We start from the raw sequence: 21791 nt of genomic DNA, 5'->3' as shown, positions 1-21791 counted from the left end.
CATGAAGCTCACGGGCATCCGCTCGATCGAGGACCTCGCCAAGGATTCTGGGCTCGCGAACAAGCGCGTCTTCATCCGCGTCGACTTCAACGTCCCACTCGACAAGAAGACCGGCGCGATCACCGACGACGCGCGCATCCGCGAGTCGATCCCCACGATCAAGGTCGCGGTGGACGCGGGCGCGAAGGTGATCCTCGCCTCGCACCTCGGCCGACCGAAGCCGGGCAAGCACGAGGGCTGCTCCCTCGAACCGGCCGGCGCGCGCCTCGCGGAGCTCACGGGCTACGAGGTGCACCTGACCGACGACTGCATCGGTGACGGCCCGAAGAAGGTCACCCACGACCTGCGCGCCGGCCAGGTTTGCCTCCTCGAAAACCTCCGCTTCCACGAGGAGGAGGAGAAGGACGAGGAGAACTTCGCGCGTCAGCTCGCCGAGCTCTGCGACATCTACGTCGACGACGCGTTCGGCGCGGCGCACCGCGCCCACGCCTCCGTGCACGCCCTGCCCCGCATGATCCGTGATCGCGCCGCGGGCCTGCTCATGCTGAAGGAGCTGCGCTCGCTCGCCCGCTTGCTCGATCGTCCCGAGAAGCCGTACGTCGCGGTGCTCGGCGGCGCGAAGGTGTCGGACAAGATCGCCGTCGTCGAGTCGCTGCTCAACGTCGTCGACACGCTCTGCATCGGCGGCGCCATGGCGAACACCTTCCTCGCGGCGCAAGGCAAGAAGGTCGCGGCGAGCAAGATCGAGGACGACAAACTCCCGCTCGCCCGCACGATCCTGCAGAAGGCGCGTGAACGAGGGGCCAAGGTCCTCCTGCCCGTCGACGTCGTCGTGGCCAAGAGCCTCGACGCGGAGAGCGGCACGGCCGTCAGCGTGGACGCGATCCCCGACGGAACCATGGCGCTCGACATCGGCCCGAAGACGGTCGAGCTCTTCGGGAACGCCATCGAGCGCGCGAAGACCGTCTTCTGGAACGGCCCCATGGGCCTCTTCGAGTCGAAGGCGTTCTCGAACGGCACCTTCGAGATCGCCCGCATCATGAGCCGCGCCGAAGGGTTCACCGTCGTCGGCGGCGGCGACAGCGCGGCGGCCGTGCGCGCCGCGGGCGAGGAGATCGCGAAGGGCATGGATCACATCTCGACGGGCGGCGGCGCTGCGCTCGAGCTCATCGAGGGCCGCAAGTTGCCGGGCGTCGAGGCGCTTCGTTCTGCCGTGGCGGAGGAAGCGTCGTGAACGTCGCGCGCCGCCCCCTCATCGCGGGCAACTGGAAAATGAACGCCGGTGGCCAGGACGCATGCAGCCTGGCCCTCGGCGTGGTCGAGGCGGCGCGCCGCTCGGCCCGCGTCGACGTCGTGATCTGCCCGCCGTTCACGGCGCTCGCCGCGGCCGCGCATGAGCTCTGGGAGTCGAAGAGCGCGGTGATGCTCGGCGCCCAGAACATGCACCCCGAACCTGCCGGGGCCTTCACCGGCGAGATCAGCGCGCCGATGCTCAAGGACTCCGGCGCGACCTGGGTCATCCTCGGCCACAGCGAGCGCCGGCAGATCTTCGGCGAGACGGACGAGTTCATCGCTCGGAAAATCGCCGCCGCGATCCGCGCCGAGCTCTACCCGATCGCCTGTGTCGGCGAGACGCTCCAGGAGCGCGAGGATGGAAAGACGCTCGAAGTCGTCGAGCGCCAGACCCGCGCCTTCCTTGATGAGCTTGCCAAGCGCCCGGGCTTTGGCGTCATCGCTTACGAGCCGGTCTGGGCGATCGGGACGGGCAAGGTCGCTCGTCCCGAGGACGCCCAGGAGGTCCACGCGATGATCCGCGGCCTTTGCGCGAGCGTCTCCGAGGAGCTCGCTGCGTCCACGCGGATCCTCTACGGCGGCAGCGTGAAGGGGGACAATGCCGAGGGCTTGCTCGGCCAGGCGGACGTCGACGGCGCCCTCGTCGGCGGCGCCTCCCTCGACGCCGCCGGCTTCGGCAAGATCATCGACAGCGCCGAGCGGCTGGCGGACGCCGCGGAACGAGGGTAGAACGTCGCCGTGCGCCGATGCTGACCACTCTGCTCAACGTCATCCACGTCATCGTTTGTATCTTCCTGATCCTCGTGGTGCTCCTGCAGCAGGGCCGCGGCGGAGGCCTCGGCTCGTCGTTTGGCGGCGGTGCGCAGGTCTTCGGCGGCCGCGGCGCGGGCAACTTCATGACGCGCCTCACCGCGATCTGCGCCGCGATCTTCATGGTCACCAGCATGTCCCTCGCGTACCTGTCCTCCGCGGGTGATCGCGAGCTCAAGCAGTTCGAGACCACGCAGCAGAAGTAGCTCCGCGTCGAAGGCGGACCGCTTGCCCGCGTTGTTGCAGAGACGCGATCTCGGCCTCGTTGCGCTCGTCAAGGTGATCGCGGCGGCGATCGTGATCGCCACGGGCTTTCGCGCCGTCAGCGACGACGACTTCGCGCGTGTCGTCATCGCGCAGGACTTCGCCCACGCCCCGAAGCTCGATCCGACCGGCACGAGCTGGCTCCCCTTCCCCTTCTGGGTCACGGGCGCGGCCATGCTCGGCGCGGGGCGAACGCTCCTCGTCGCGCGCGTCACCGCCTTCGTCCTCGGCGTCCTCTCGGCCGTGCTCGTCGCGCTCGCGGCCGAGCGCCTCGCAAAGAACCGAACCGCCGCCCTCCTCGGCGCCGTCCTCGCCGCCGTCTTCCCCTGGAGCGCGCGCCTCGGCGTCGCCACCGTCCCCGAGCTCCCCACCGCGGCGCTCGCCCTCTTCGCGATGGCCTCGCTCGTGGGCCCGCGTGAGCCCCGCGCGCGCCTCTTCGGCGGCCTCGCGCTCCTCGGCGCCACCCTCTCGCGGTACGACGTCTGGCCCATCGCGGCCGCGTTTGCTGCCCTCACCGGCCTCGACGCTCTCCGCGATCGCGAGCGATCCGCCAAGGACCGCGCCCTCTTCATCCTCGCGGCGGCCCTCTCGCTCCTCGGCCCCTTTTTGTGGGTCCTCTGGAACCACTTCACCCGCGGCAACGCCTTCGACTCCCTCGACCGCGTCGCCGCCTACCGCCGCGCCCTCGGCGGCGACGCCGACGCCCTTCTCGCGCGCCTCTTCGCCTATCCGCTCGCCATGGCTCGCCACGAGCCCGAGCTCTTCAGCGCGCTCGCCGTCCTCCTCGCCCTCGCCGCGCTCCCCTCGCTGCGCGCCGCGGCCCGCGAAACCCTTCGCCCTTACGCGCGCCCTGTCGCCCTCGCCCTCTTTCAGCTCGTCGCCCTCTCGGCGGCCCTCGTCAAGGACGGCGCCCCGACGCATCACCCCGAGCGTGCGGTCCTCGTCGGCCTCCTCCTCTGTGCCCTCGTCGTTGGCGACCTCGCGGCCACGTTGCTCCCTCGCGCGAGCCGGCAGGCCCGCCTCGGCGCGGCGACCGCGGCCGTCGCCCTCCTCGTCTTCAGCCTCGTCATTGTCCGCCGCTGGTTCCGCGGCGAAGACTTCGTCCCGCGCACGGACGAGGTCGCCATCGGCGACGCCGCGCGCGCGCTCGTCCCTCCCGACGAACGTGTCCTCGTCGAGGTGCGCGATTATGGCCATTTCGCCATCACCGCGGCCCTCGGCCGCCCTGAGGACGTCATCCTCGACCGCGACCTCGATCCTCGCAAACCCGCCTCTGCCTCCACCTTCGACGCCCCCGACGCCCTCCCGCGCCGCCTCGACGAAGCCCGCGCGCGTTTCCTCCTCGGGCGCACGGCGAGCCCTGCCGCGGCCGTCCTCGGTCCGCCGCGCGCCGTCCATGGCTCGTTCGGGTTATGGGAGCACGGGAGCCGCTGATTGATGCAATCCCCCTTCGTGCACCCCTCCGCTTATGTCGACGAGCCTTCCTCCCTCGGCGAAGGCACGCGCGTCTGGCATTTCTGCCACGTCATGCCGGGCGCTCGAATTGGCAAGCGTTGCGTGCTCGGTCAGGGTGTCTTCGTGGCGAGCGGCGTCGTCATCGGGGACGACGTGCGGATCCAGAACAACGTCTCCCTGTACGAGGGCACGATCGTCGAGGACTTGGTCTTTCTTGGCCCCTCCTGCGTCCTCACGAACGTCACGAACCCGCGCGCCGAAATCGATCGCCGGGGCCTCTACGAAACGACCTTGATCCGCCGCGGCGCCACGATCGGCGCGAATGCGACGATCGTCTGTGGCACGACCGTCGGGCGGCATGCGTTCGTTGGTGCCGGCGCGCTCGTCACGCGGGACGTCCCCGACTATGCGCTGATGACGGGCGTCCCGGCGCGGCGCACGGGCACCATGAGCCGGCACGGGCAAAAGCTCGGGCGACCTGGTCCCGACGGGATCATGGTTTGTCCCGAGAGTGGATATCGATATCGAGTGGAGGAGGGCCTCGTCCGTTGCCTGGATCTGGACGAGGATGCGCCGCTGCCGTCGGGCGGGCGCGACCTTGGCAAGCCGTACATCCGATCACGCCCCGGTTGAGGCGGACCGGAGGCTATTTGCTGCTACCGCCGAGCCCCTTGCCGAGGCCCTTGAAGAAGTCGTCGACGACGTTCTGAAAGCCCTTCATGCCGGCGCCTGCGACGCAGCCCATGGCTTCGCCGCACGTCTTGGCGTCGTCGACGCACGCGATCCCCTTGTCGACCGGCTCGTTGCCGGCGACCTTGCGCCACTGCTCGACCTCCTCGACACACCGGTCGAGGTCGTCCTTCGTCCCGTTCTTTTCGCCGCACAGGTCGGCGATACGCACGCAGGCAGCGCGCTCGGGCTTCTTCATGTAGGCGAACGCCGCCACGCCGGCGCCGCCGCAAACACCGAGAGCGAGAACGACCGCGAGAGTTTTGCTCATTTGGTTCTCCGGGAGAGCAGGGTCTTTTTGCGCACGGTCCACGGGTACGTCAAGCGGACGGGGACCGATTTTCCTTGGGTTGCGACTTCCACCTCGGCGAAAAAACTGTACGACGACAAGACGATTTCAATTGGGCTCGAAGAACCCGAGGTAACGCAGATCCGCGCACTCCTGGGCACCGGACCCGTTGCCGAGGACGTAGAATAAATTGTTCACCGGGACGGGGGGCTGCGCCGGCCCCGAGAAGGCGCCGCCCGCGGACACGATCAGCTTTTGTTCGGTCGCCGAGTGAATCGCCTCCACCTGGATCTCCTGCTCCCGGGTCCACGTGAGCGCGGCGGATTCGAGGTTGACCTTGTTGATACGAAACACGATCTTTCTGTCCGAGAACCGAAAAAAGAGACGGTTATCATTGTTGATGTTGAGCAGATCGTGCTCGTTCTCCGTGGTCTCGGCGGTGGCATAATTCGGCGCAAAACGAATCTTCACGTGGAAATAGCCGTCCGGCGCGACGACCGGCGGGGCGACGATGGAGAGTTTGTCGGCCTCCCGGGTGCGCTCTTGTGCCTGCGTCGTCGGGATGTAGCTCGATGGATACTTGACGCTGCTATTGTTGTCCCTCGTCTCGAGCTGCGCACCATAGGCGAACACCGCCGTCGGCGTCTCGATCGGCACAGGATCCCCGTCCCCATCGCCGCGGGTCTCCAGGAGCAAATAGCCGTCGTCCTCGCCGACCTCGTAACGCTTCCAGTTCGCGGCATCATCGATGACGTCGACCGTCCACCCGGAGTTTCCCGGCTCCATGACGAAATAACCGTAGGGGCCGACATCCCCCTCCCCACGAAACCACCCCGACCCGTATCCCTTGGGAAGCGTGGTATAGTTCGACATCTGTTTTCCCGTGGAAGCGAATCTCGTGGCGTTCATACCTCCCGCCGGATCCGGGTGCCCCGTCGTGACTGTCATCCCGACCAAGGCCGGAGTCGTCCAGCCCGTCCCCACCCACGATTCTCCGTTCCAGATCCTGTTCTTTCGCTTGCTCTCCACGCTGAGCCCCCAGGCAGGCCCCACGTTTCTCGGCCGTGCTGCGTTCGCAGGATAGAGGCGCTTCAGGCTGTGCGGACCCACCTGCGAGGTCCTATCGGCCGTCGGACATTCGATCTTGAGCCAGTCGTCCGGCAACGTGTAAATGGGTAACGTGGCCGCGGGAGGCGTCGTCGCCGTCCATTCGCGGATCGCCACCGGCCCCCCGCCGCCCGAGCCGCCCACTCCACCGACGCCGCCCATTCCACCGACGCCACCCATTCCACCGACGCCACCCATTCCACCCGCGCCGCCCCCGCCCCCGCCCCCGCCCCCGCTCCCGCTCGTCGAGGCCACGCTCGACGACACGCTCGATCCCATCCCCGCCCCGGCCGCACCTCCCGTGCCGCCTGCGCCCCCACTCCCACCGCCGCCGGTCAGCACGAACTCCTTGTCATCCACCCCCAGCACCTGGGCACACCCCGCGGCGACCCCGAAGCATGCCAGCGGCCCGAGCAACCACCGCCACGTCGTACGCTTGCTCGTATCCATTCGACTCACCATACGCCGTGAAGCGAGACCCCTACACCCGATGCTCCCCCGCCCACCCGCGCCGTCACCGTGGGCCCGGGCGCCTCTCCCGAAGGCTTCGTCTTGCGCCCATCGAGCACCACCAAGACCGCCCCAACCGCGAGCCCCGCAGCCCCAATCACGAGCCCCGCCGTGCTCACGTTCCCCAACGTCGTCGCGCGGTTCCCGGCGTCCACACCCGCTTGCGTTTGACACGTCATCACATTGCCTGCCGTCGCAGCGCAATCCTGCTCCATCGCATTCTTCGCCGAGATGGCCATTCCACCCGCGATGGCGCCGACCAGGACCCCCGCGACCCCGACGCCCCCGGCCACGAACCCTCCCATCCGTTGCCCACCGGTCGTGCTGGCCGGTTCATTCGAGGAATTCCCGGATACGCGTTGGTTGTTCCCGTCGATAGGATCGGGCCGCTGTACAGGCGCGGGCTCGAAGACCAGCGGCCAGCGCTCACGCTGTCCTTTCCCAAGCTTCACGGATGTCGTCTTGGAGGGGCCTCCAGGCAACTGCGTCACGATCTGGTGCTCTCCCGGATCCAGATCGATCGGCACTCCAAGCGAGGACGTCGCAAGCTGTCGTCCGTCGAGCGTCACGGCAATGGACGCTGGCGTCCCGGGCAGCAAGACGAGCGTGAGCTGCGGAATCGCTGGCCGGAGCGCCTCCCTCTGCGCCCGAGCCTGCTTTGCTCTTTCAGCGTGGTCCTGCTTCTTTGCCACCGGAAGCGTCTCGTACGTGGCGAGATACTCATCGTACCACCGCAATGCCGTGGCGACGCGCCCTCGCTGCTCCTCGCAGTCTCCGAGAGCGAAGAGCGTACCTGGGACGCGCTCGAGCGCGAAGCTCTGCTCGAGCTTCGGGCAGGCCGCGTCGAATTGGTTCTTCTCCATCAGCGTGACGGCGTCGACGAAGAGCGCTTGCGCGGGGCTGACCTGCGGCCCAGCCGAAGATGCAGGACGAGCGGTCAGAACCAGGGCAGCCAAACACGGCGCGAAGAGAACCCAGCTTCTCGATTTCATGTGTCGCTTCCTTGAAGGTCGCGGTGGCTCAATTCCACGCATGCTTTTTTCGGGAGGTGGACTGCGTGGTGGGCGCTGTGGGCCGTACCGTCGGTTTGGTCGACGTCGCAGGCTTCGCAGCAGCAGATGAATCCGTCGCGGCAGGCGCTGCGGCCGACGTCGTGGTCGACGGCGCCGTGGTCGGTGCGCTCGTCGGAGCCACGGGTGCGTCGACCGCCAGCGCCGGCGCAGACGCCGAAAGCACCTGAGGAGCCTGATCCAACACCGGAGGCATCGCAGGTGCCGGCATCGTGGCAGCAGCGGGTGCCTGCTCCTCGGCAGTCGTCGTGCGCACCACGAACGATACGAGGATCACCATCGCGACGGCCAGCAGACCAACTCCACCCGCCACAAGAGGCCAGACGGGCGGAGCCTTCGTGGGCGTTGGGTTCGTGGCGGCCGCGCCGGGTGCAGTCGCATCCGGGAGCATGGGCGCCGGCCCTGCATCGCTCTTGCTTGCGACGGGCATCGGAGGCCCGACCACGGGTATCCCCGAAGCGGCCGCCCGGAGGGGGATCGTCGCCTGCATTCCCGTGGGAGCATGGAACTCCCCGCTCACCGAGAGCGCCACCCCTCGCGCCGGAGCTGCCGCCCCCAGCACCTCCGCGAGCGCCTGCACCGCCGCTGTGGCCGTCGGGTAGCGCTGCGCCGGGTCGAGCGCCGTGACCTTCGCGAACCACGCATCGAACGCGGGTGGAAGCGCCACACCACGCCTCGCCGCGCGCATGGACGCAGGTTCCCGCGGCCCCCCGATCGCCACCGCGATCAGCGCGTACACGTTCCCGCCGCGGGCCTCCTCGGACCAGTACGGTGCGCCCACGAGCAACGTATAAGCCATCATGCCGAGTGCATAGATATCCGCCGCGCCAGTGAGCCTTGCGCTTGGGTTGTACTGCTCGGGCGCCATGTAAAACGGTGTCCCGAGCGACTGCGTCGCGCCGCCGGTGGTGGCGCCTTCTGCGACGACCTTCGCGATCCCGAAGTCGAGGATCTTGACGCGCGGCGTGTCCTCGTCCCGTTCCGTGAGGAACACGTTGGCGGGCTTCAGATCCCGGTGAACGATCGAGGCACGATGCGTCTTGTCGAGCGCACGCGCAGTCTGGTGCAGGTAGAGCAGCGCCTCGTCCTCGGAAAGCTTTCCCACGCGTTTGAGTCGCTCGCCGAGCTCCTCGCCGCGAAGCAGCTCCATGACCAGGAACGGCATCCCCGTGGCTTCGTCAACGCCCGCGTCGAAGACGTCGACGATGAACTCGCTCTCGACATGGGCCGCGACCTTGGCCTCTCGCTTGAACCGCTCGCGCAGCTCCTCGCTCTGGAAGAGGTGCGCGTGCATGACCTTCAGCGCGCGTCGTCGCTCGGTCTCGAGGTGAAGCACCTCGAAGACGGCGCCCATCCCGCCCGCCGCGATCCGGCGGACGATCCGGTATCGGCTGGCAAAGACTGTACCGACAGCGAGATCAGCAGCTACTTCCACGATCGTCGAGCTTAGCGAAAACAGCACGTCGCGGCACACTTGTCTGTGCGTGGGCCTCCTGTTTCCCCACGAAACTGCGCCTCGCTCTCGCAGAGGAAGCCTCTCTCCGTCCGTCCAAACCCCCCATCGCCCTCGAAGGGCCAAACCCGCGGCGACAAGGCTTGACGCGCGCCCTCGCCGCGGGGATAGCGGGCCCCAAACGAGCCGCCGTCAATTGGGCTCGAAGAACCCGATGTAACGCAGATCCGCGCACTCCTGAGCGCCGGACCCGTTGCCGAGGACGTAGAAAAAGTTGTTCACCGGGACGGGGGACTGCGCCGGCCCCGAGACGGTGCCGCCCGCGGACACGAACAGTCTTTGTTCGGTCGCCGAGTGAATCGCCTCCACCTGGATCTCCTGCTCCCGGGTCCACGTGAGCGCGGCGGATTCGAGGTTGACCTTGTTGATACGAAACACGATCTTTCTGTCCGAGAACCGAAAAAAGAGACGGTTATCATTGTTGATGTTGAGCAGATCGTGCTCGTTCTCCGTGGTCTCGGCGGTGGCATAATTCGGCGCAAAACGAATCTTCACGTGGAAATAGCCGTCCGGCGCGACGATCGGCGGGGCGATGACGGAGAGTTTGTCGGCCTCCCGGGTGCGCTCCTGTGCCTGCGTCGTCGGGATGTAGCTCGATGGATACTTGACGCTGCTATTGTTGTCCCTCGTCTCGAGCTGCGCACCATAGGCGAACACCGCCGTCGGCATCTCGATCGGCGCAGGATCCCCGTCCCCATCGCCGCGGGTCTCCAGGAGGAAATAGCCGTCGTCCTCGCCGACCTCGTAACGCTTCCAGTTCGCGGCATCATCGATGACGTCGACCGTCCACCCGGAGTTTCCCGGCTCCATGACGAAATAGGCGTAGGGGCCGACATCACCCTCCCCACGAAACCACCCCGACCCGTATCCCTTGGGAAGCGTCGAATAGTTCGATTGCTGTTTTCCCGTGGAACCGAATCTCGTGGCGCTCATACCTCCCGCCGGATCCGGGTGCCCCGTCGTGACTGTCATCCCGACCAAGGCCGGAGTCGTCCAGCCCGTCCCCACCCACGATTCTCCGTTCCAGATCCTGTTCTTTCGCTTGCTCTCCACGCTGAGCCCCCAGGCAGGCCCCACGTTTCTCGGCCGTGCTGCGTTCGCAGGATAGAGGCGCTTCAGGCTGTGCGGACCCACCTGCGAGGTCCTATCGGCCGTCGGACATTCGATCTTGAGCCAGTCGTCCGGCAACGTGTAAATGGGTAACGTGGCCGCTGGAAGCGTCGTCGCCGTCCATTCGCGGATCACCACCGGCCCCCCGCCGCCCACGCCGCCCGTTCCACCGACGCCGCCCGTTCCACCGACGCCGCCCATTCCACCGACGGCGACCCCGCCCGCGCCGCCCATTCCACCGACGCCGCCCACGCCGCCCACGCCGCCGGTCCCGCCCGGTCCCATGGACGCGCCGCTGCCGCCCTCACCCGAAGAAGACGACGATGACGACGACGATGACGACGACGACGCTTGTCCCAACGGCGCCGACCCGAGCTGATCGAGGCTACACGCGCCGAGCCACGCGCCCATCACGAGCGCTCCGATGCCAGAGATCCCAAGGGAAGCAAGGCCGCGACGCCCGCGGCAAGACGAACGTTCCATGATCGGAGATCCTCTGCGGAACACGACCCGGCGTCAACGAACGCGCGGCGCCATCTCGCGCCCCGACGCCCGATCGTTCTGCGATACACTCGGCGCCCTCCCGCGCGCCCCGATCACGAGCCTCGGATGCCTCCCACCTCCCGATCCAGCCCGCGCCGAGATCGCGGAAGCTCCGGCTCCGTTCGACCCCTCGTCGTCCTCGTCGCCTTCACCGTCGCGAGCTCCGCCCTCGCGCTCGGCGGCGTCCACGTCCGCGTCGTCTCCCTCCTCGCGCCCTTCGCCTTCGCTGCCGCCGCCCTCGCGCTTCGCCGCGAGCAAGAGCGCAAGGGCTCGGTCTCCCTCGCTTTGCCTGCGCTCCTCGCGACCGCGCTCGCCGCCTACACGCTCCTCCAGGCCGTGCCCTTGCCGATGGCCCTGCTCGAACGCCTCGCGCCGGGCAACGCCGACGTCTGGTCGCGCGCGCTCCTTCCCTTTGGCGAGGCCGGCCCGCGCTTCGCGAGCCTCTCGCTCGATCCCGGCGGCTCGATCGTCGAGGCCCTGAAGTGGTCCTCCTACGCTGCGATCTTCACCGCCTCGGCAGCCGTCTCCGCGCGTCGCGGCGCCGCCGCCGGCATCACGATCGTCTTCCTCTCGGCCCTTGCCGTCGCGCTCGTCACCGTCGTGCACGGCCTCGCGGGCCTGACGAAGGTCTACGGCTTCTACACGCCCTCGGTCGCGCTGCCGCCGTGGCATGTCGGACCGCTCATCAACGCGAACACCCTCGCCGGTTACCTCAACCTCGGCGCGCTCGCGGGCATGGGCCTCGCCCTCATGCACGATCCCGTCGCGCCGCGCTGGCTCGTCGCTGCGGGCGTCGCGTTCCTCGTCGCCGTCGACGTCACGTCGGCCTCGCGCGGCGGCGTGATGGCCTTGATCTTCGGCGTCCTCCTGCTCGCGCTCCTCCTTCGCATCCGCGCGGCGCGTCGCGGCGGCAGCGACGGCGCCGATCCCTCGCTCCGGTGGCTCCTCGGCGCCGCGCTCCTCGGCGGCGCTGCGCTCGCGCTCCTCGGCGGCACGCGCGACACGTGGTTCGAGCTCTACGACAGGAACCTCGACAAACTCCAGATGGTGCGCTGGGCGCTGCCCGTCTTGCGCGAGCACCCGATCTTCGGCATCGGCCGTGGCGCGTTCGAAAGCGTCTTCCCTGCGTACCGCGCGAGCGCGGGCCACGTCGTCTTTGCGTACATCGAGAACTTCCCGGCGCAGTGGCTCGTCGAGTGGGGCGCGCCCGTCGCGCTCGCGGCGCTCGTCCTGTTTGCGAGGGCGCTCGCCCCCTCGCGCCTCGGCGCCTTGCGCAGCCGCCTCGCGGCGGCCGCCTTCACGGGCGTCGTCGTGGTCCTCCTCCAGAACCTCGCCGACCTCTCGCTGGAGATCCCGGCCGTCTGCTTCGCCCTCGCCACGGTGCTCGGCTCCTTGTGGGGAGACCGCGCGCGCTCGCGTCCCTCGCGTGGCCTCGCCGCGAAGGCCCCGGGCAAGCTCACGCGCTTCGCGCCGGCCCTCGCGCTCTTCGTGGGCCTCGCGCTCGCGGCCGCATCCTTCCGGCTCGGCCATCCCGACGTCGACGCCGAGCGCGACGCGATCCGCAGGATGTACGAAGCGACGAACCTCGCGGATCCTGCCGCGCACGACGCACTCGAAGCCGCCCTCCGCGCAGCGATGCGCCGCCACCCGGCCGAACCTTATTTCCCGCTCATCGGCGCGCTCGCGGCCTACCAAGGCAAACACGAGCGCGCGCTCCCGTGGCTCCAGCGCACCCTCGAACGAGGCCACGTGAACGGCCGCGCGCACCTCTTGCTCGCGCAGGTCCTCGCCAGCCGCGGCGCGCGCCGCCAGGCCTTGCTCGAGCTGCGGATCGCCGTCACGCAAGACAGCTCGCTCGTGGGCCCTGCAGGCGTGTTCGCGGTCCGGCTCTCGAAGGACTTCGATGAATTGAGCGGCGCCGTCCCCGAAGGCAAAGCGGGCGCGCCCATGCTCGACGAGCTCGCGGTGCAGGCGCGAAACGCGGGCAACGCCGCGCTCAGCGCGCGCCTCGACGCCGAGGCGATCACGCGAAACCCCGGCGCCCACGGCCCGCGCGTGCGCGCCGCGGACGCCCTGCTCGACGCGCTCACGAAGGGCACGTGTGACGATCGTGCCCGCTGCATGCGCGAGATCGAGGCGCACGCGGCCGCGCTCGAAACAGCGTTCCCCGGGGACTTCATGGCCGACCGGATCCGCGCGCGCGCCCTCGTCACCGAGGGCAAAAGCGAAGACGCCGAGGCCCGGCTCGCGGCGCGCTGCCCGCTCGTCAAGGAGCGCGCCGCCTGCTTGCGCGCGCGCGTCGAGATCGCCTCCCAGGTCCCTGGCGTCGCGCGCATCGACGCGGCCAGCAAGGACCTGCTCGCCGCGACCTGCCTCTCGGCGTCCGCGTGCGCCGAGGCCGCCGTGTTCCTCGCGCGTATCCGCGAGACCCGGGGCGACGCCGGCGCCGCGCTCACGCTTTACGACCGCGCGGCCCGCGAGGAACCGACCGAGGCCCGGTGGCTCACGCTCGCGGACGCTGCGAGTCGCGGAGGTGCGCATGCGCAGGCCGTGATGGCGCTCGAACGCGCGGCGCAAAAGCAGGGAATGACGGAGGCGTTGAGAAAGCGGATTGCGGAGGAGCGGGCGCGGGCCATGGGGGAGAAGTAGCGGGCGGAGCGGCCGCGGCCGCTGCCACTGCGGCTCATCAGCGCCCGTGGTTCGCGACGAGCAGCGCGGCGAGGTCTGCCGCGGAGAGATCGAGGGCCATGTCCGTAAGTCGGGTGGCGCCCTCCTTGTGGAGCTGCGTGGCGAGGTTCTCACGCTCGTCGCTGGTCAACGGCCGGGCGAGCCGGCGCTCGAACAGACGCAAAACGGGTTCGAGGCTTCCTTCCTCTCGCCCTTGCTGCACGTACTTGCGGGCAAATTCGCTCTGGTACTCGTAGTTCGGGATGCTCATGAGCTTCTCCAGCGCTGTCCGGGCAGCTTCGCCTGCTTGCGCGCGCGCGTCGAGATCGCCTCCCAGGTCCCTGGCGTCGCGCGCATCGACGCGGCCAGCAAGGACCTGCTCGCCGCGACCTGCCTCTCGGCGTCCGCGTGCGCCGAGGCCGCCGCGTTCCTCGCGCGTATCCGCGAGACCCGGGGCGACGCCGGCGCCGCGCTCACGCTTTACGACCGCGCGGCCCGCGAGGAACCGACCGAGGCCCGGTGGCTCACGCTCGCGGACGCTGCGAGTCGCGGAGGTGCGCATGCGCAGGCCGTGATGGCGCTCGAACGCGCAGCGCAAAAGCAGGGAATGACGGAGGCCTTGAGAAAGCGGATTGCGGAGGAGCGGGCGCGGGCCATGGGGGAGAAGTAGCGGGCGGAGCGGCCGCGGCCGCTGCCACTGCGGCTCATCAGCGCCCGTGGTTCGCGACGAGCAGGGCGGCGAGGTCTGCCGCGGAGAGATCGAGGGCCATGTCCGTAAGTCGGGTGGCGCCCTCCTTGTGGAGCTGCGTGGCGAGGTTCTCACGCTCGTCGCTGGTCAACGGCCGGGCGAGCCGGCGCTCGAACAGACGCAAAACGGGCTCGAGGCTTCCTTCCGCGCGCCCTTCCTCTCGCCCTTGCTGCACGTACTTGCGGGCAAATTCGCTCTGGTACTCGTAGTTCGGGATGCTCATGAGCTTCTCCAGCGCTGTCCGGGCAGCTTCGCCCAGGGAAAATAGCACGAGATCCGCGTACAGTTTCGCACGCTCCGCATCCAGCCCCGCGCCCGCAGCCAGCGCCGCAACCGCGATGGAAATCCCTCCCTCCGTTCGTCCGTGCGCGAGCGCCGAGAGGACCGACAGTTCTGGCCTTTCCTTGGCTTCTTCGATGTCCTTCACCACCGGCACTCCCTCCGGCCCCAGCACCAGAGGCGTGATCGAAGACTGCCCAGGGCCGAGCACGATCGGCTGCGAAAGACGCGCCGCGAGCGCTTCGTCGGGCGTGACGACCAGCAAGCACGCCGGGCACCGGTAACGCGCACGCGCGCCGGCCACGTACGCAGGCCACGCAAAGGGCTTGTCCGGATCCCACTGGAGCTGCGCTTCGACGATGATGACCAGGACAGGTTGTTCATCGAGGAGCAACACGAGGAGATCGGCGCGAAGCTCCCGCGGGATGATGTTCGTCAGATCCGCCGAGGCGATCCGAGCCTCCGTGAACGGTGGCAACGGGATGTGCAGCGCCTCGTGGAGCAGCTCCGCCGCCAGAACCGGACGGTTGCGGAAAAGCTCGATGATCGCCTCGTGCAAGAGGGAAGGCACGAAGGCGCTCTACTGCGAGAGCGCTGGGGGGACAAGGGATAGGTTCGTCGGGGAACGAATCGGTTTTACCGGAACGTTGCTGCCGCTTCGGCCCGGCCACGCGTTGCTTGCGCGAGGACCACGACCGCCGCCCATCGTTCAATCACATGCACATGGATCGCTCCTACGGCGCGGCTCCGAAGCTCGCGTTGTCGATGACGAAGCGATACTTCACGTCGCTCCTCAGCATGCGCTCGTAGGCTTGTTCGATTTGTTGAATGCGAATCAACTCGATGTCCGCGACGATTCCCTTCTCCGCGCAGAAGTCGAGCATCTCCTGGGTCTCGGCGATGCCGCCGATCATCGAACCAGCGATCGTCTTGCGCTTGGAGACGAGGTTGAAGACGCTGGGCGACGGGTGGGCATGCGCTGGAACGCCCACGAGCACCAGGGCGCTGTCCCGCTTGAGCAGGCGCGTGAAGGCGTCGAGGTCGTGGCTCACCGCGACCGTGTTCAGGATCAGGTCGAAGCTCTCCACGTGAGCGGCCATCTCGCTCGCATTGCGCGACACGACGACCTCGTCGGCGCCGAGCGCCACCGCGGCTTTGCGCTTGGACTCCGACGTCGTGAATGCGACGGTGTGTGCGCCCATCGCGCGCGCGAGCTTGATGCCCATGTGGCCGAGCCCGCCGATGCCGACGATGCCCACCTTCTTGCCGGGCCCAGCGTTCCAGTGCCTGAGCGGAGAATAGGTCGTGATGCCGGCGCAGAGCAGCGGAGCGACGGCCGCGAGCTGCTCCTCGTGGTGACGGATCTTCAGGACGTACTTGTCCTTGACGACGATCTGCTGGGAATAGCCGCCGAGCGTGTGTCCGGGCGCATCGGGCGTCGCGGAGTTGTACGTGCCGGTCATGCCCGGCTCGCAGTACTGCTCCAAATCGGCCGCGCACGCCGAGCAGTGACCGCAGCTATCGACGATGCAGCCGACGCCGACCCGATCGCCTGTCTTGAAACCGGTCACGTGCGCGCCGACCGCGGACACGCGCCCCACGATCTCGTGCCCCGGCACGCAGGGGTAGAGCGTGCCTGCCCATTCGCCGCGGACCGTGTGCAGGTCCGAGTGGCAGACGCCGCAGTACGCGATCTCGATCTGCACGTCGTGGTCGCCCGGCGCCCGGCGCGTGATTTCGAGTGATTCCAGCGGCTTGTTGGCGGCGTGGGCGCCGAATGCTTTGATGGTCATGTCGAGGCTCCGAGAGGTGGTGAGGTCTTCGCCGCAAGGCCACCGCGACCCCTTGGCTTCCTGCGACCCCACCATGCGCTCGGCGTCATCGACGGAACAGAGGTCGGTTGGTGGACGAGCCGTTAAGCTGCGCTTGACAGTGGCGCGCGCCAGATTGGCTCTTCAGGCGGAACGGACGCGGCGTTCGCCGTTGGCAATGCTCGACGCCTGGCCGAAGGCGCCGTTGGCGCTTACGATGGCTGACATGGCCGACCTCTTTTTCACGCCCTCGGGCGTCCGGCTGCGTCGTCACGCCCTCCGCTCGGGAGACCTCAACTGGCTGCTCCTGCCGGGAGGACCCGGCATCGGGTCGGAAAGCCTCGAAGAGCTCGCCGACATCCTGGATGTGCCGGGGGCCATCTGGCTTGTCGATCTTCCTGGAGACGGCTCGAACCGCGCCCCTCCAGGCAGTCCGAAGGTTCCTTTTGATGCCTGGCCCCAGGTCGTGGTCGAGGCCGCCATGGCGCTCCCGCGCGTCGTCTTCGCCGGCCATTCGACCGGCGGCATGTATCTGCTTTCGACGCCCGAGCTTGCGCCGCACCTCGAGGCCCTGGCGCTTCTGGACACCGCTCCGGACGCCCTCTGGCATCCTCGTTTCGTGGAGATGACCCGGGCGAACCCGTTGCCCGAGGTCGAGGCGGCGACGGCAATTTATGAAGCGGATCCACGCGACGAGAACATCGCCGCGGTCGCGGTGGCGTCCGCGGAATGGAACTTCACCCCGGCCGGGCTCTCGGCGGGGCGAGAGCTCCTCGCGAGAATGCCTTACAACAGCGCGGCCGTCACGTGGTCGGAGGCGAACTTCGACCACGTCTACCAGGCTCGATGGTGGCCGACACGAATGCCGGTCCTTCGATTGGCAGGCTCCGACGATCGGATCGTCTGGCAAGGCGGATGGCGCGAGCCGAGGTTCCAGACGCCCAACGTCATCGATCGCGTCATCGCGGGCGCCGGGCATTTCCCTTGGATCGAGAATCCCCAGGAGGTGCGAGCGGCCTTCGCCGAGCTTTCGCTCCGCATCGCCTGAGCGTCCGAGCCCTCCCCATTCGCGTCCGAGCGAACCACCTCTCTCGTGCACACGAACCCCTCTCGCGCCCTCGCCCTCCCCGTTCGCGTCCACGCAAACCTCCTCTCGCGTCCGAGCCCTCGGCGTTCACGTCCGAGCCCTCGGCGTTCGCGTCCGAGCCCTCGGCGTTCGCGTCCACGCGAACCTCCCATCGCGTCCGAGCCCTCGCGTCCGCGTCCACGCGAACCTCCTCCCGCGTCCGAGCCCTCCCCGTTCGCATCCGAGCGAACCTCCCCTCTCGTCCACGCGAACCACCTCCCGCGTCCGAGCCCTCCGCCTTCGCGTCCGAGCGAACCACCTCTCGTGTCCGAGCCCTCCGCGTGGCCGCCCACAGAGCAAGATTCCGCCGCCAAGAAAAGCATTGCGATTCTGTTTTTCTTCCCGTCCGCGCCCCAACTCGTCCCGCTCCTTCCCTGAGGGTGCGGGCCATGGAGGTTTTCGTGAACGACATCATTGCTCCGTATATGGGCCCCAGCATCATCGACGCATCCAATCTTCGTCCGAGGCTCGTGGATCTCGCCAATGGCACGCACACGGGCGCACAGCGTGAGAAGCCTGGCTTTTTGGGGGTCTTCGACGAACTCTCGAAGGCCATCCCGCAGTACGGCGAGACCCTCGGCATGCACCCCGGCATCTGGCTGAACATCGTCGAAAAGACGGCCACGCTCGACGAGATCCGCGCGCTCAAGAAGGATGTCCTCAAGCTCGCGGAGGTCCTCGAGGAGAGCGAGCTCTACTACGAGGACGCACGCGAAGCCGACATCAGCCGCATCGGTGGATTCGTGGACGCCACCGCCCAGCACGGCGACCCGTCGGTGCGTGCGGCCTTCAACAAGACCCTGGAGTACCGCTCCCAGTACGCCAAGAAGGCCGCCGACAAGCGCCGCAAGAACAAGCAAGCGCGCGCCGAGACGGACGCCGAGCGCGCCCCGAAAGCCAAGGACCCGAACCCCACCTGAGCGACCCACGGACCCCGCGGCCGCCGCCGCCTCAGCAGCGGCGGCAGCCGACCCCGGCGCCCCTGGATCCCCCGGATCCCGCCCCCTGAACGTCTCCTGCCTCCCACGCAACCAAGCCTTTCATGAGCCCGCGCTCGTCTTGGCGCCCCCCACCCCCGATGCTACGGTCCGCCTCCCGGGTCGCCGGATGAACCGTACATCCGCATGAAACGCGCGCTCATCACCGGCATCACGGGCCAGGACGGCTCGTACCTCGCGGAGCTGCTCCTCGGCAAAGGCTACGAGGTCCACGGCATCATCCGTCGCTCCTCGTCCTTCAACACCGAGCGCATCGACCACCTCTACCGCGACCCCCACGAGCGCGGCGTCCGCCTCTTCTTGCATCACGGCGACCTCAACGACGCCTCCTCGCTCCAGTCGATCCTCGCCGAGGTCCAGCCCGACGAGATCTACAACCTCGGCGCGCAGAGCCACGTCCGCGTCTCCTTCGACATCCCCGAGTACACCGGCGAGGTCACCGCCCTCGGCGCCGTTCGCCTCCTCGAAGCCATGCGCAAGATGCGCGTCGCGGCCCGCTTCTACCAGGCGAGCTCGAGCGAACTCTACGGCAAGGTCGCCGAGATCCCGCAACGCGAGACCACGCCTTTCCACCCGCGCAGCCCCTATGCCGCGGCCAAGGCGTATGCCTTCTACGTCGCGCAGAACTACCGCGAGGCGTACGGCATGCACGTCTCGAACGGCATCCTCTTCAACCACGAGAGCGAGCGCCGCGGCGAGACCTTCGTCACCCGCAAGATCACGCGCGCCGTCGGCCGCATCAAACAGGGCCTCCAGCGCGAGCTTTGGCTCGGCAACCTCGACGCCCGCCGCGATTGGGGCCACGCCGAGGACTACGTCGACGCCATGTGGCGCATGCTCCAGCAGGACCAGGCCGACGATTACGTCATCGGGATGGGCGAGACGCACGCGGTGCGCGAGTTCCTGGAGCTCGCGTTCCGCCACGTGGACCTCGACTGGCAGGAATACGTGCGCATCGATCCCAAGTATTTCCGGCCGGCCGAGGTCGACGTTTTGCTCGCGGACCCGACGAAGGCGCGGGAAAAGCTCGGGTGGACGCCGAAGGTCACGTTCCCGGAGCTGGTGCGGCGTATGGTGGATTCGGACCTCGAACTCGCGGCCCGGGAAAAGCGGGCGCGGGGATGAACGGCTCGTTCGGGTACGTCAGCGGCAGGCCCGGCTCCGCGATCGACGAGGCCCGGTTTTCCCCGAATGCCGTGACGTCCGCGGATGGCCGTTTCACGCTCGTCTTTGAAGGCGACAGCGAGTCCCCCGAAGGCGTCCTCGCCGCGTATGCCGCCCGCGGCAAGCGCGCAATCGAAGAGCTGCGGGGCGGTTTTGCGCTGGGTCTTTGGGACACGACCGAGCGGACGCTCCTGCTCGCGCGGGATCCGATCGGCATCCAATCCCTCTACTTCGCGACGGCCCCCGGAAAGCTCGCGTTCGCCACCGAGGTCTGGACGCTCGCCGCGCAGGGTTTTGCCGAAAAACGTTTGTCCCGCCGCGCAATCGGGAGCTTCCTCGCCACGGGTGCCGTCGCCGAGCCCGACACGATCCTCGAAGGCGTCTCGCCCCTCCCACCCGCCACGATCCTCACCTACCGCGACGGCCACGCGCGCAGCGCCACGTACTGGGAGCTGCCGATCGAGCCACGCTCCGACGTCGATCCGCGCGACGTCGAGGCCGCGCTCATCGAGGCCGCCTTGCCTCCGGCGGCCCCGCCCCGCGCCCCCGACGAGCGCGAGATCACGGAGGCCATCGAGGCGCTCGATCAGCCGTCGACGTCGTTCCTCCAGGCGTTCCGCGCCGCCAAGTCCGCGCGCGAGGCGGCCTTCGCAGACCTGGGCAGATCCGCGCTTTTCCCCGCGGCCGAGCGCGTCCTTCGCTTCGGAGCTCGGCTCGCCGCAGGCCGAGCCGTCGAGCTCGCCTATGCGGCGCTCCGCTGCAGGCGCGCCTCGCACTTATACACCAGCCTCTCCTTTCACTGGGACCCTGCGGAGGGACCGATCTGGGACGAAAGCCACCTCCCGCTCACGATCCCCGAGAAGCTCGGGCCCGCGCTCGCACGCCGCAGGATCCGCCTCGATCGCGCGCTCTCGACGCTCGACCTCGTGAACGCCCTCCGCGACACGGCCCTCCGCGACGCCGACGTCGCGAGCCGCCGCCTCGGCTTCGCGCTCCGCGCCCCGCTCCTCGAGCGGGCCGTCGTCGAGAGCGCCCTTTCCCTTCCGCTCGCGTCCACGTTCCGGCACACCCGCGCTCGCCCTGCGCCTGCGCCTCCGCTTGCCGCGTGGCTTCGGGGCCCGCTCCGCGCCTGGGCCGAGGCGCTCCTGCTCGACGAGCTCCCGCGCCGCGCCCCCTTCCTCAGCCAGGGCTTCGCCGAGTTTCTCTGGCCCTTTTTCCTCAGGAACGACAATAACCATCGGGCCGCGCCGAACGTCTTCGCCTTGGCCACGCTCGTCGCCTATCTGCAAAGCCATGACGCAACGATCTGACGGAGGACTCTGCTGACATGGGACTCGGCGCTGCACGCAAGACCGCGCTCGTCACGGGCGCCGCGGGATTCCTCGGCTCGCACCTCGTCGATCGCCTGCTCGACGAGGGCTATGAGGTCGTCGGCATCGACAACCTCATGACCGGCGACCTCGGCAACCTCGAGCGCGCCGGCCGCGACCCGCATTTCCACTTCCAGATGGGCGACGTCCGCCAGTCGATTCACGTCTACGCCGAGCTCGTCTTCAACTTCGCCTGCCCCGCATCGCCCGTCCATTACCAGAGCGACCCGCACGCCACGCTCACCACGAGTGTCCTCGGCGCCCTCCGTCTCGTCGAAATGGCCCGCGGCCGCCGCTGCACCATCGTCCACGCCTCGACCTCGGAGGTCTACGGCGACCCCACGGTCCACCCGCAGCCCGAGAGCTACTGGGGCAACGTCAATCCGATCGGCGAGCGCTCCTGCTACGACGAAGGAAAACGTTGCGCGGAGACGCTCCTCAACGACGCCCGCCGCGCCTGGGGCGTCGACGTCCGCATCGCGCGTATCTTCAACACCTATGGCCCGCGCATGGCCTTCGACGACGGCCGCGTCGTCTCCAATTTCATCGTTCAGGCGCTCCGCGGCAAACCCCTCACCCTCTTCGGCGACGGCAAACAGACCCGCTCCTTCTGCTTCGTGAAGGACCTCATCGAAGGCATCCTCGCCCTCGCCCGCCCCGAGCCGATCGAGGGCCCCGTGAACCTCGGCAACCCCGAGGAGTTCACCATTCGTGAGCTCGCCGAAGAGGTCCTCCGCCTCCTCGGCTCGGACCTCGACATCATCCACGCGCCTTTGCCGGCCGACGACCCGCGCCAGCGCAAGCCCGACATCACCCGCGCCCGCGAGCTGCTCGGCTTCTCGCCGCGCATTGGCCTCCGCGACGGGCTCCGCGCCACCGTCGTCGATTTCCAGGCCCGGCTCGCCGAGCGCAGCCCGAAAGGACGATAGGCCCGC

20 protein-coding genes are annotated in these 21791 nt (G+C 68.5%); 12 read left to right on the top strand and 8 right to left on the bottom strand.

What is annotated here, in order from left to right; genetic code table 11:
* Position 1: 1 nt before the first annotated feature.
* Genes QHF89_RS27155 through QHF89_RS27135 form a run of 5 tightly spaced genes read left to right on the top strand, consistent with a single transcriptional unit; the run spans position 2 to position 4455 of the window.
* The gene (locus tag QHF89_RS27155) at positions 2-1234 is read left to right on the top strand and encodes a phosphoglycerate kinase (protein WP_136970616.1); all 1233 of its coding nucleotides are present in this window, start codon (positions 2-4) and stop codon (positions 1232-1234) included.
* Complete coding sequence (tpiA, locus tag QHF89_RS27150; protein ID WP_284720988.1) at positions 1231-2022, top strand: triose-phosphate isomerase; 792 nt, start codon at positions 1231-1233, stop codon at positions 2020-2022. Before QHF89_RS27155 ends, tpiA begins: the two co-directional genes overlap by 4 nt.
* A 17-nt stretch (positions 2023-2039) precedes the next feature.
* The gene (gene secG, locus QHF89_RS27145) at positions 2040-2309 is read left to right on the top strand and encodes a preprotein translocase subunit SecG (protein ID WP_284720987.1); all 270 of its coding nucleotides are present in this window, start codon (positions 2040-2042) and stop codon (positions 2307-2309) included.
* 34 nt (positions 2310-2343) lie between these two features.
* Positions 2344-3801 carry an ArnT family glycosyltransferase gene (locus tag QHF89_RS27140; protein ID WP_284720986.1) on the top strand — a complete coding sequence of 486 codons (1458 nt, stop codon included), beginning with the start codon at positions 2344-2346 and terminating at the stop codon, positions 3799-3801.
* A gap of 3 nt (positions 3802-3804) precedes the next feature.
* Entirely contained in the window at positions 3805-4455 is a 651-nt protein-coding gene (locus QHF89_RS27135; RefSeq protein ID WP_136970618.1) for an acyltransferase, read from the top strand.
* A gap of 13 nt (positions 4456-4468) precedes the next feature.
* On the opposite strand, the gene QHF89_RS27130 is transcribed toward QHF89_RS27135, so the two are convergent.
* The 5 genes from QHF89_RS27130 to QHF89_RS27110 all read right to left on the bottom strand — a co-directional run bounded on the left by QHF89_RS27130 (position 4469) and on the right by QHF89_RS27110 (position 10633).
* Positions 4469-4822: a hypothetical protein gene (locus tag QHF89_RS27130; protein ID WP_136970619.1), complete on the bottom strand. Its 354-nt coding sequence runs from the start codon at positions 4820-4822 to the stop codon at positions 4469-4471.
* A 126-nt stretch (positions 4823-4948) separates the two neighbouring features.
* Complete coding sequence (locus tag QHF89_RS27125; protein WP_284720985.1) at positions 4949-6397, bottom strand: hypothetical protein; 1449 nt, start codon at positions 6395-6397, stop codon at positions 4949-4951.
* A gap of 5 nt (positions 6398-6402) precedes the next feature.
* Positions 6403-7449, bottom strand: a complete 1047-nt coding sequence (locus QHF89_RS27120) for a tetratricopeptide repeat protein (protein ID WP_284720984.1) — start codon at positions 7447-7449, stop codon at positions 6403-6405.
* 28 nt (positions 7450-7477) lie between these two features.
* On the bottom strand, positions 7478-8962 hold the full coding sequence (locus tag QHF89_RS27115) for a serine/threonine-protein kinase (RefSeq protein ID WP_284720983.1): 1485 nt from the start codon (positions 8960-8962) through the stop codon (positions 7478-7480).
* 210 nt (positions 8963-9172) lie between these two features.
* Positions 9173-10633: a hypothetical protein gene (locus QHF89_RS27110; protein ID WP_284720982.1), complete on the bottom strand. Its 1461-nt coding sequence runs from the start codon at positions 10631-10633 to the stop codon at positions 9173-9175.
* 126 nt (positions 10634-10759) lie between these two features.
* Here QHF89_RS27110 and QHF89_RS27105 point away from each other — a divergent pair, with 126 nt between their 5' ends.
* Positions 10760-13342 carry an O-antigen ligase family protein gene (locus tag QHF89_RS27105; protein WP_136970621.1) on the top strand — a complete coding sequence of 861 codons (2583 nt, stop codon included), beginning with the start codon at positions 10760-10762 and terminating at the stop codon, positions 13340-13342.
* 37 nt (positions 13343-13379) lie between these two features.
* On the opposite strand, the gene QHF89_RS27100 is transcribed toward QHF89_RS27105, so the two are convergent.
* On the bottom strand, positions 13380-13631 hold the full coding sequence (locus QHF89_RS27100) for a hypothetical protein (RefSeq protein WP_284720981.1): 252 nt from the start codon (positions 13629-13631) through the stop codon (positions 13380-13382).
* Positions 13632-13667: 36 nt separating this feature from the next.
* Here QHF89_RS27100 and QHF89_RS27095 point away from each other — a divergent pair, with 36 nt between their 5' ends.
* On the top strand, positions 13668-14030 hold the full coding sequence (locus QHF89_RS27095) for a hypothetical protein (RefSeq protein ID WP_284720980.1): 363 nt from the start codon (positions 13668-13670) through the stop codon (positions 14028-14030).
* A gap of 37 nt (positions 14031-14067) precedes the next feature.
* On the opposite strand, the gene QHF89_RS27090 is transcribed toward QHF89_RS27095, so the two are convergent.
* Positions 14068-14958 (bottom strand): hypothetical protein, encoded by an 891-nt coding sequence (locus QHF89_RS27090; protein ID WP_136970623.1) that lies wholly within the window; start codon positions 14956-14958, stop codon positions 14068-14070.
* A 163-nt stretch (positions 14959-15121) separates the two neighbouring features.
* Positions 15122-16180 (bottom strand): NAD(P)-dependent alcohol dehydrogenase, encoded by a 1059-nt coding sequence (locus QHF89_RS27085; RefSeq protein WP_136970624.1) that lies wholly within the window; start codon positions 16178-16180, stop codon positions 15122-15124.
* Positions 16181-16424: 244 nt separating this feature from the next.
* Here QHF89_RS27085 and QHF89_RS27080 point away from each other — a divergent pair, with 244 nt between their 5' ends.
* From QHF89_RS27080 to QHF89_RS27060, 5 genes are all read left to right on the top strand, one after another.
* A complete protein-coding gene (locus QHF89_RS27080; protein WP_136970625.1) occupies positions 16425-17246 on the top strand; it encodes an alpha/beta fold hydrolase in 822 nt (273 codons plus the stop codon).
* 479 nt (positions 17247-17725) lie between these two features.
* Positions 17726-18244: a hypothetical protein gene (locus QHF89_RS27075; RefSeq protein WP_136970626.1), complete on the top strand. Its 519-nt coding sequence runs from the start codon at positions 17726-17728 to the stop codon at positions 18242-18244.
* 204 nt (positions 18245-18448) lie between these two features.
* Positions 18449-19447: a GDP-mannose 4,6-dehydratase gene (gmd, locus tag QHF89_RS27070; RefSeq protein WP_136970627.1), complete on the top strand. Its 999-nt coding sequence runs from the start codon at positions 18449-18451 to the stop codon at positions 19445-19447.
* Complete coding sequence (locus tag QHF89_RS27065) at positions 19444-20796, top strand: asparagine synthase-related protein (RefSeq protein WP_136970628.1); 1353 nt, start codon at positions 19444-19446, stop codon at positions 20794-20796. Before gmd ends, QHF89_RS27065 begins: the two co-directional genes overlap by 4 nt.
* Positions 20797-20813: 17 nt before the next feature.
* Complete coding sequence (locus QHF89_RS27060; RefSeq protein WP_136970629.1) at positions 20814-21785, top strand: UDP-glucuronic acid decarboxylase family protein; 972 nt, start codon at positions 20814-20816, stop codon at positions 21783-21785.
* Positions 21786-21791 lie beyond the last annotated feature (6 nt).

Origin of the sequence: Polyangium sorediatum, assembly GCF_029946465.1 — a bacterium.
Lineage (GTDB): Bacteria > Myxococcota_A > Polyangia > Polyangiales > Polyangiaceae > Polyangium > Polyangium fumosum.
This window is presented reverse-complemented; position numbering and strand designations above follow the sequence as displayed.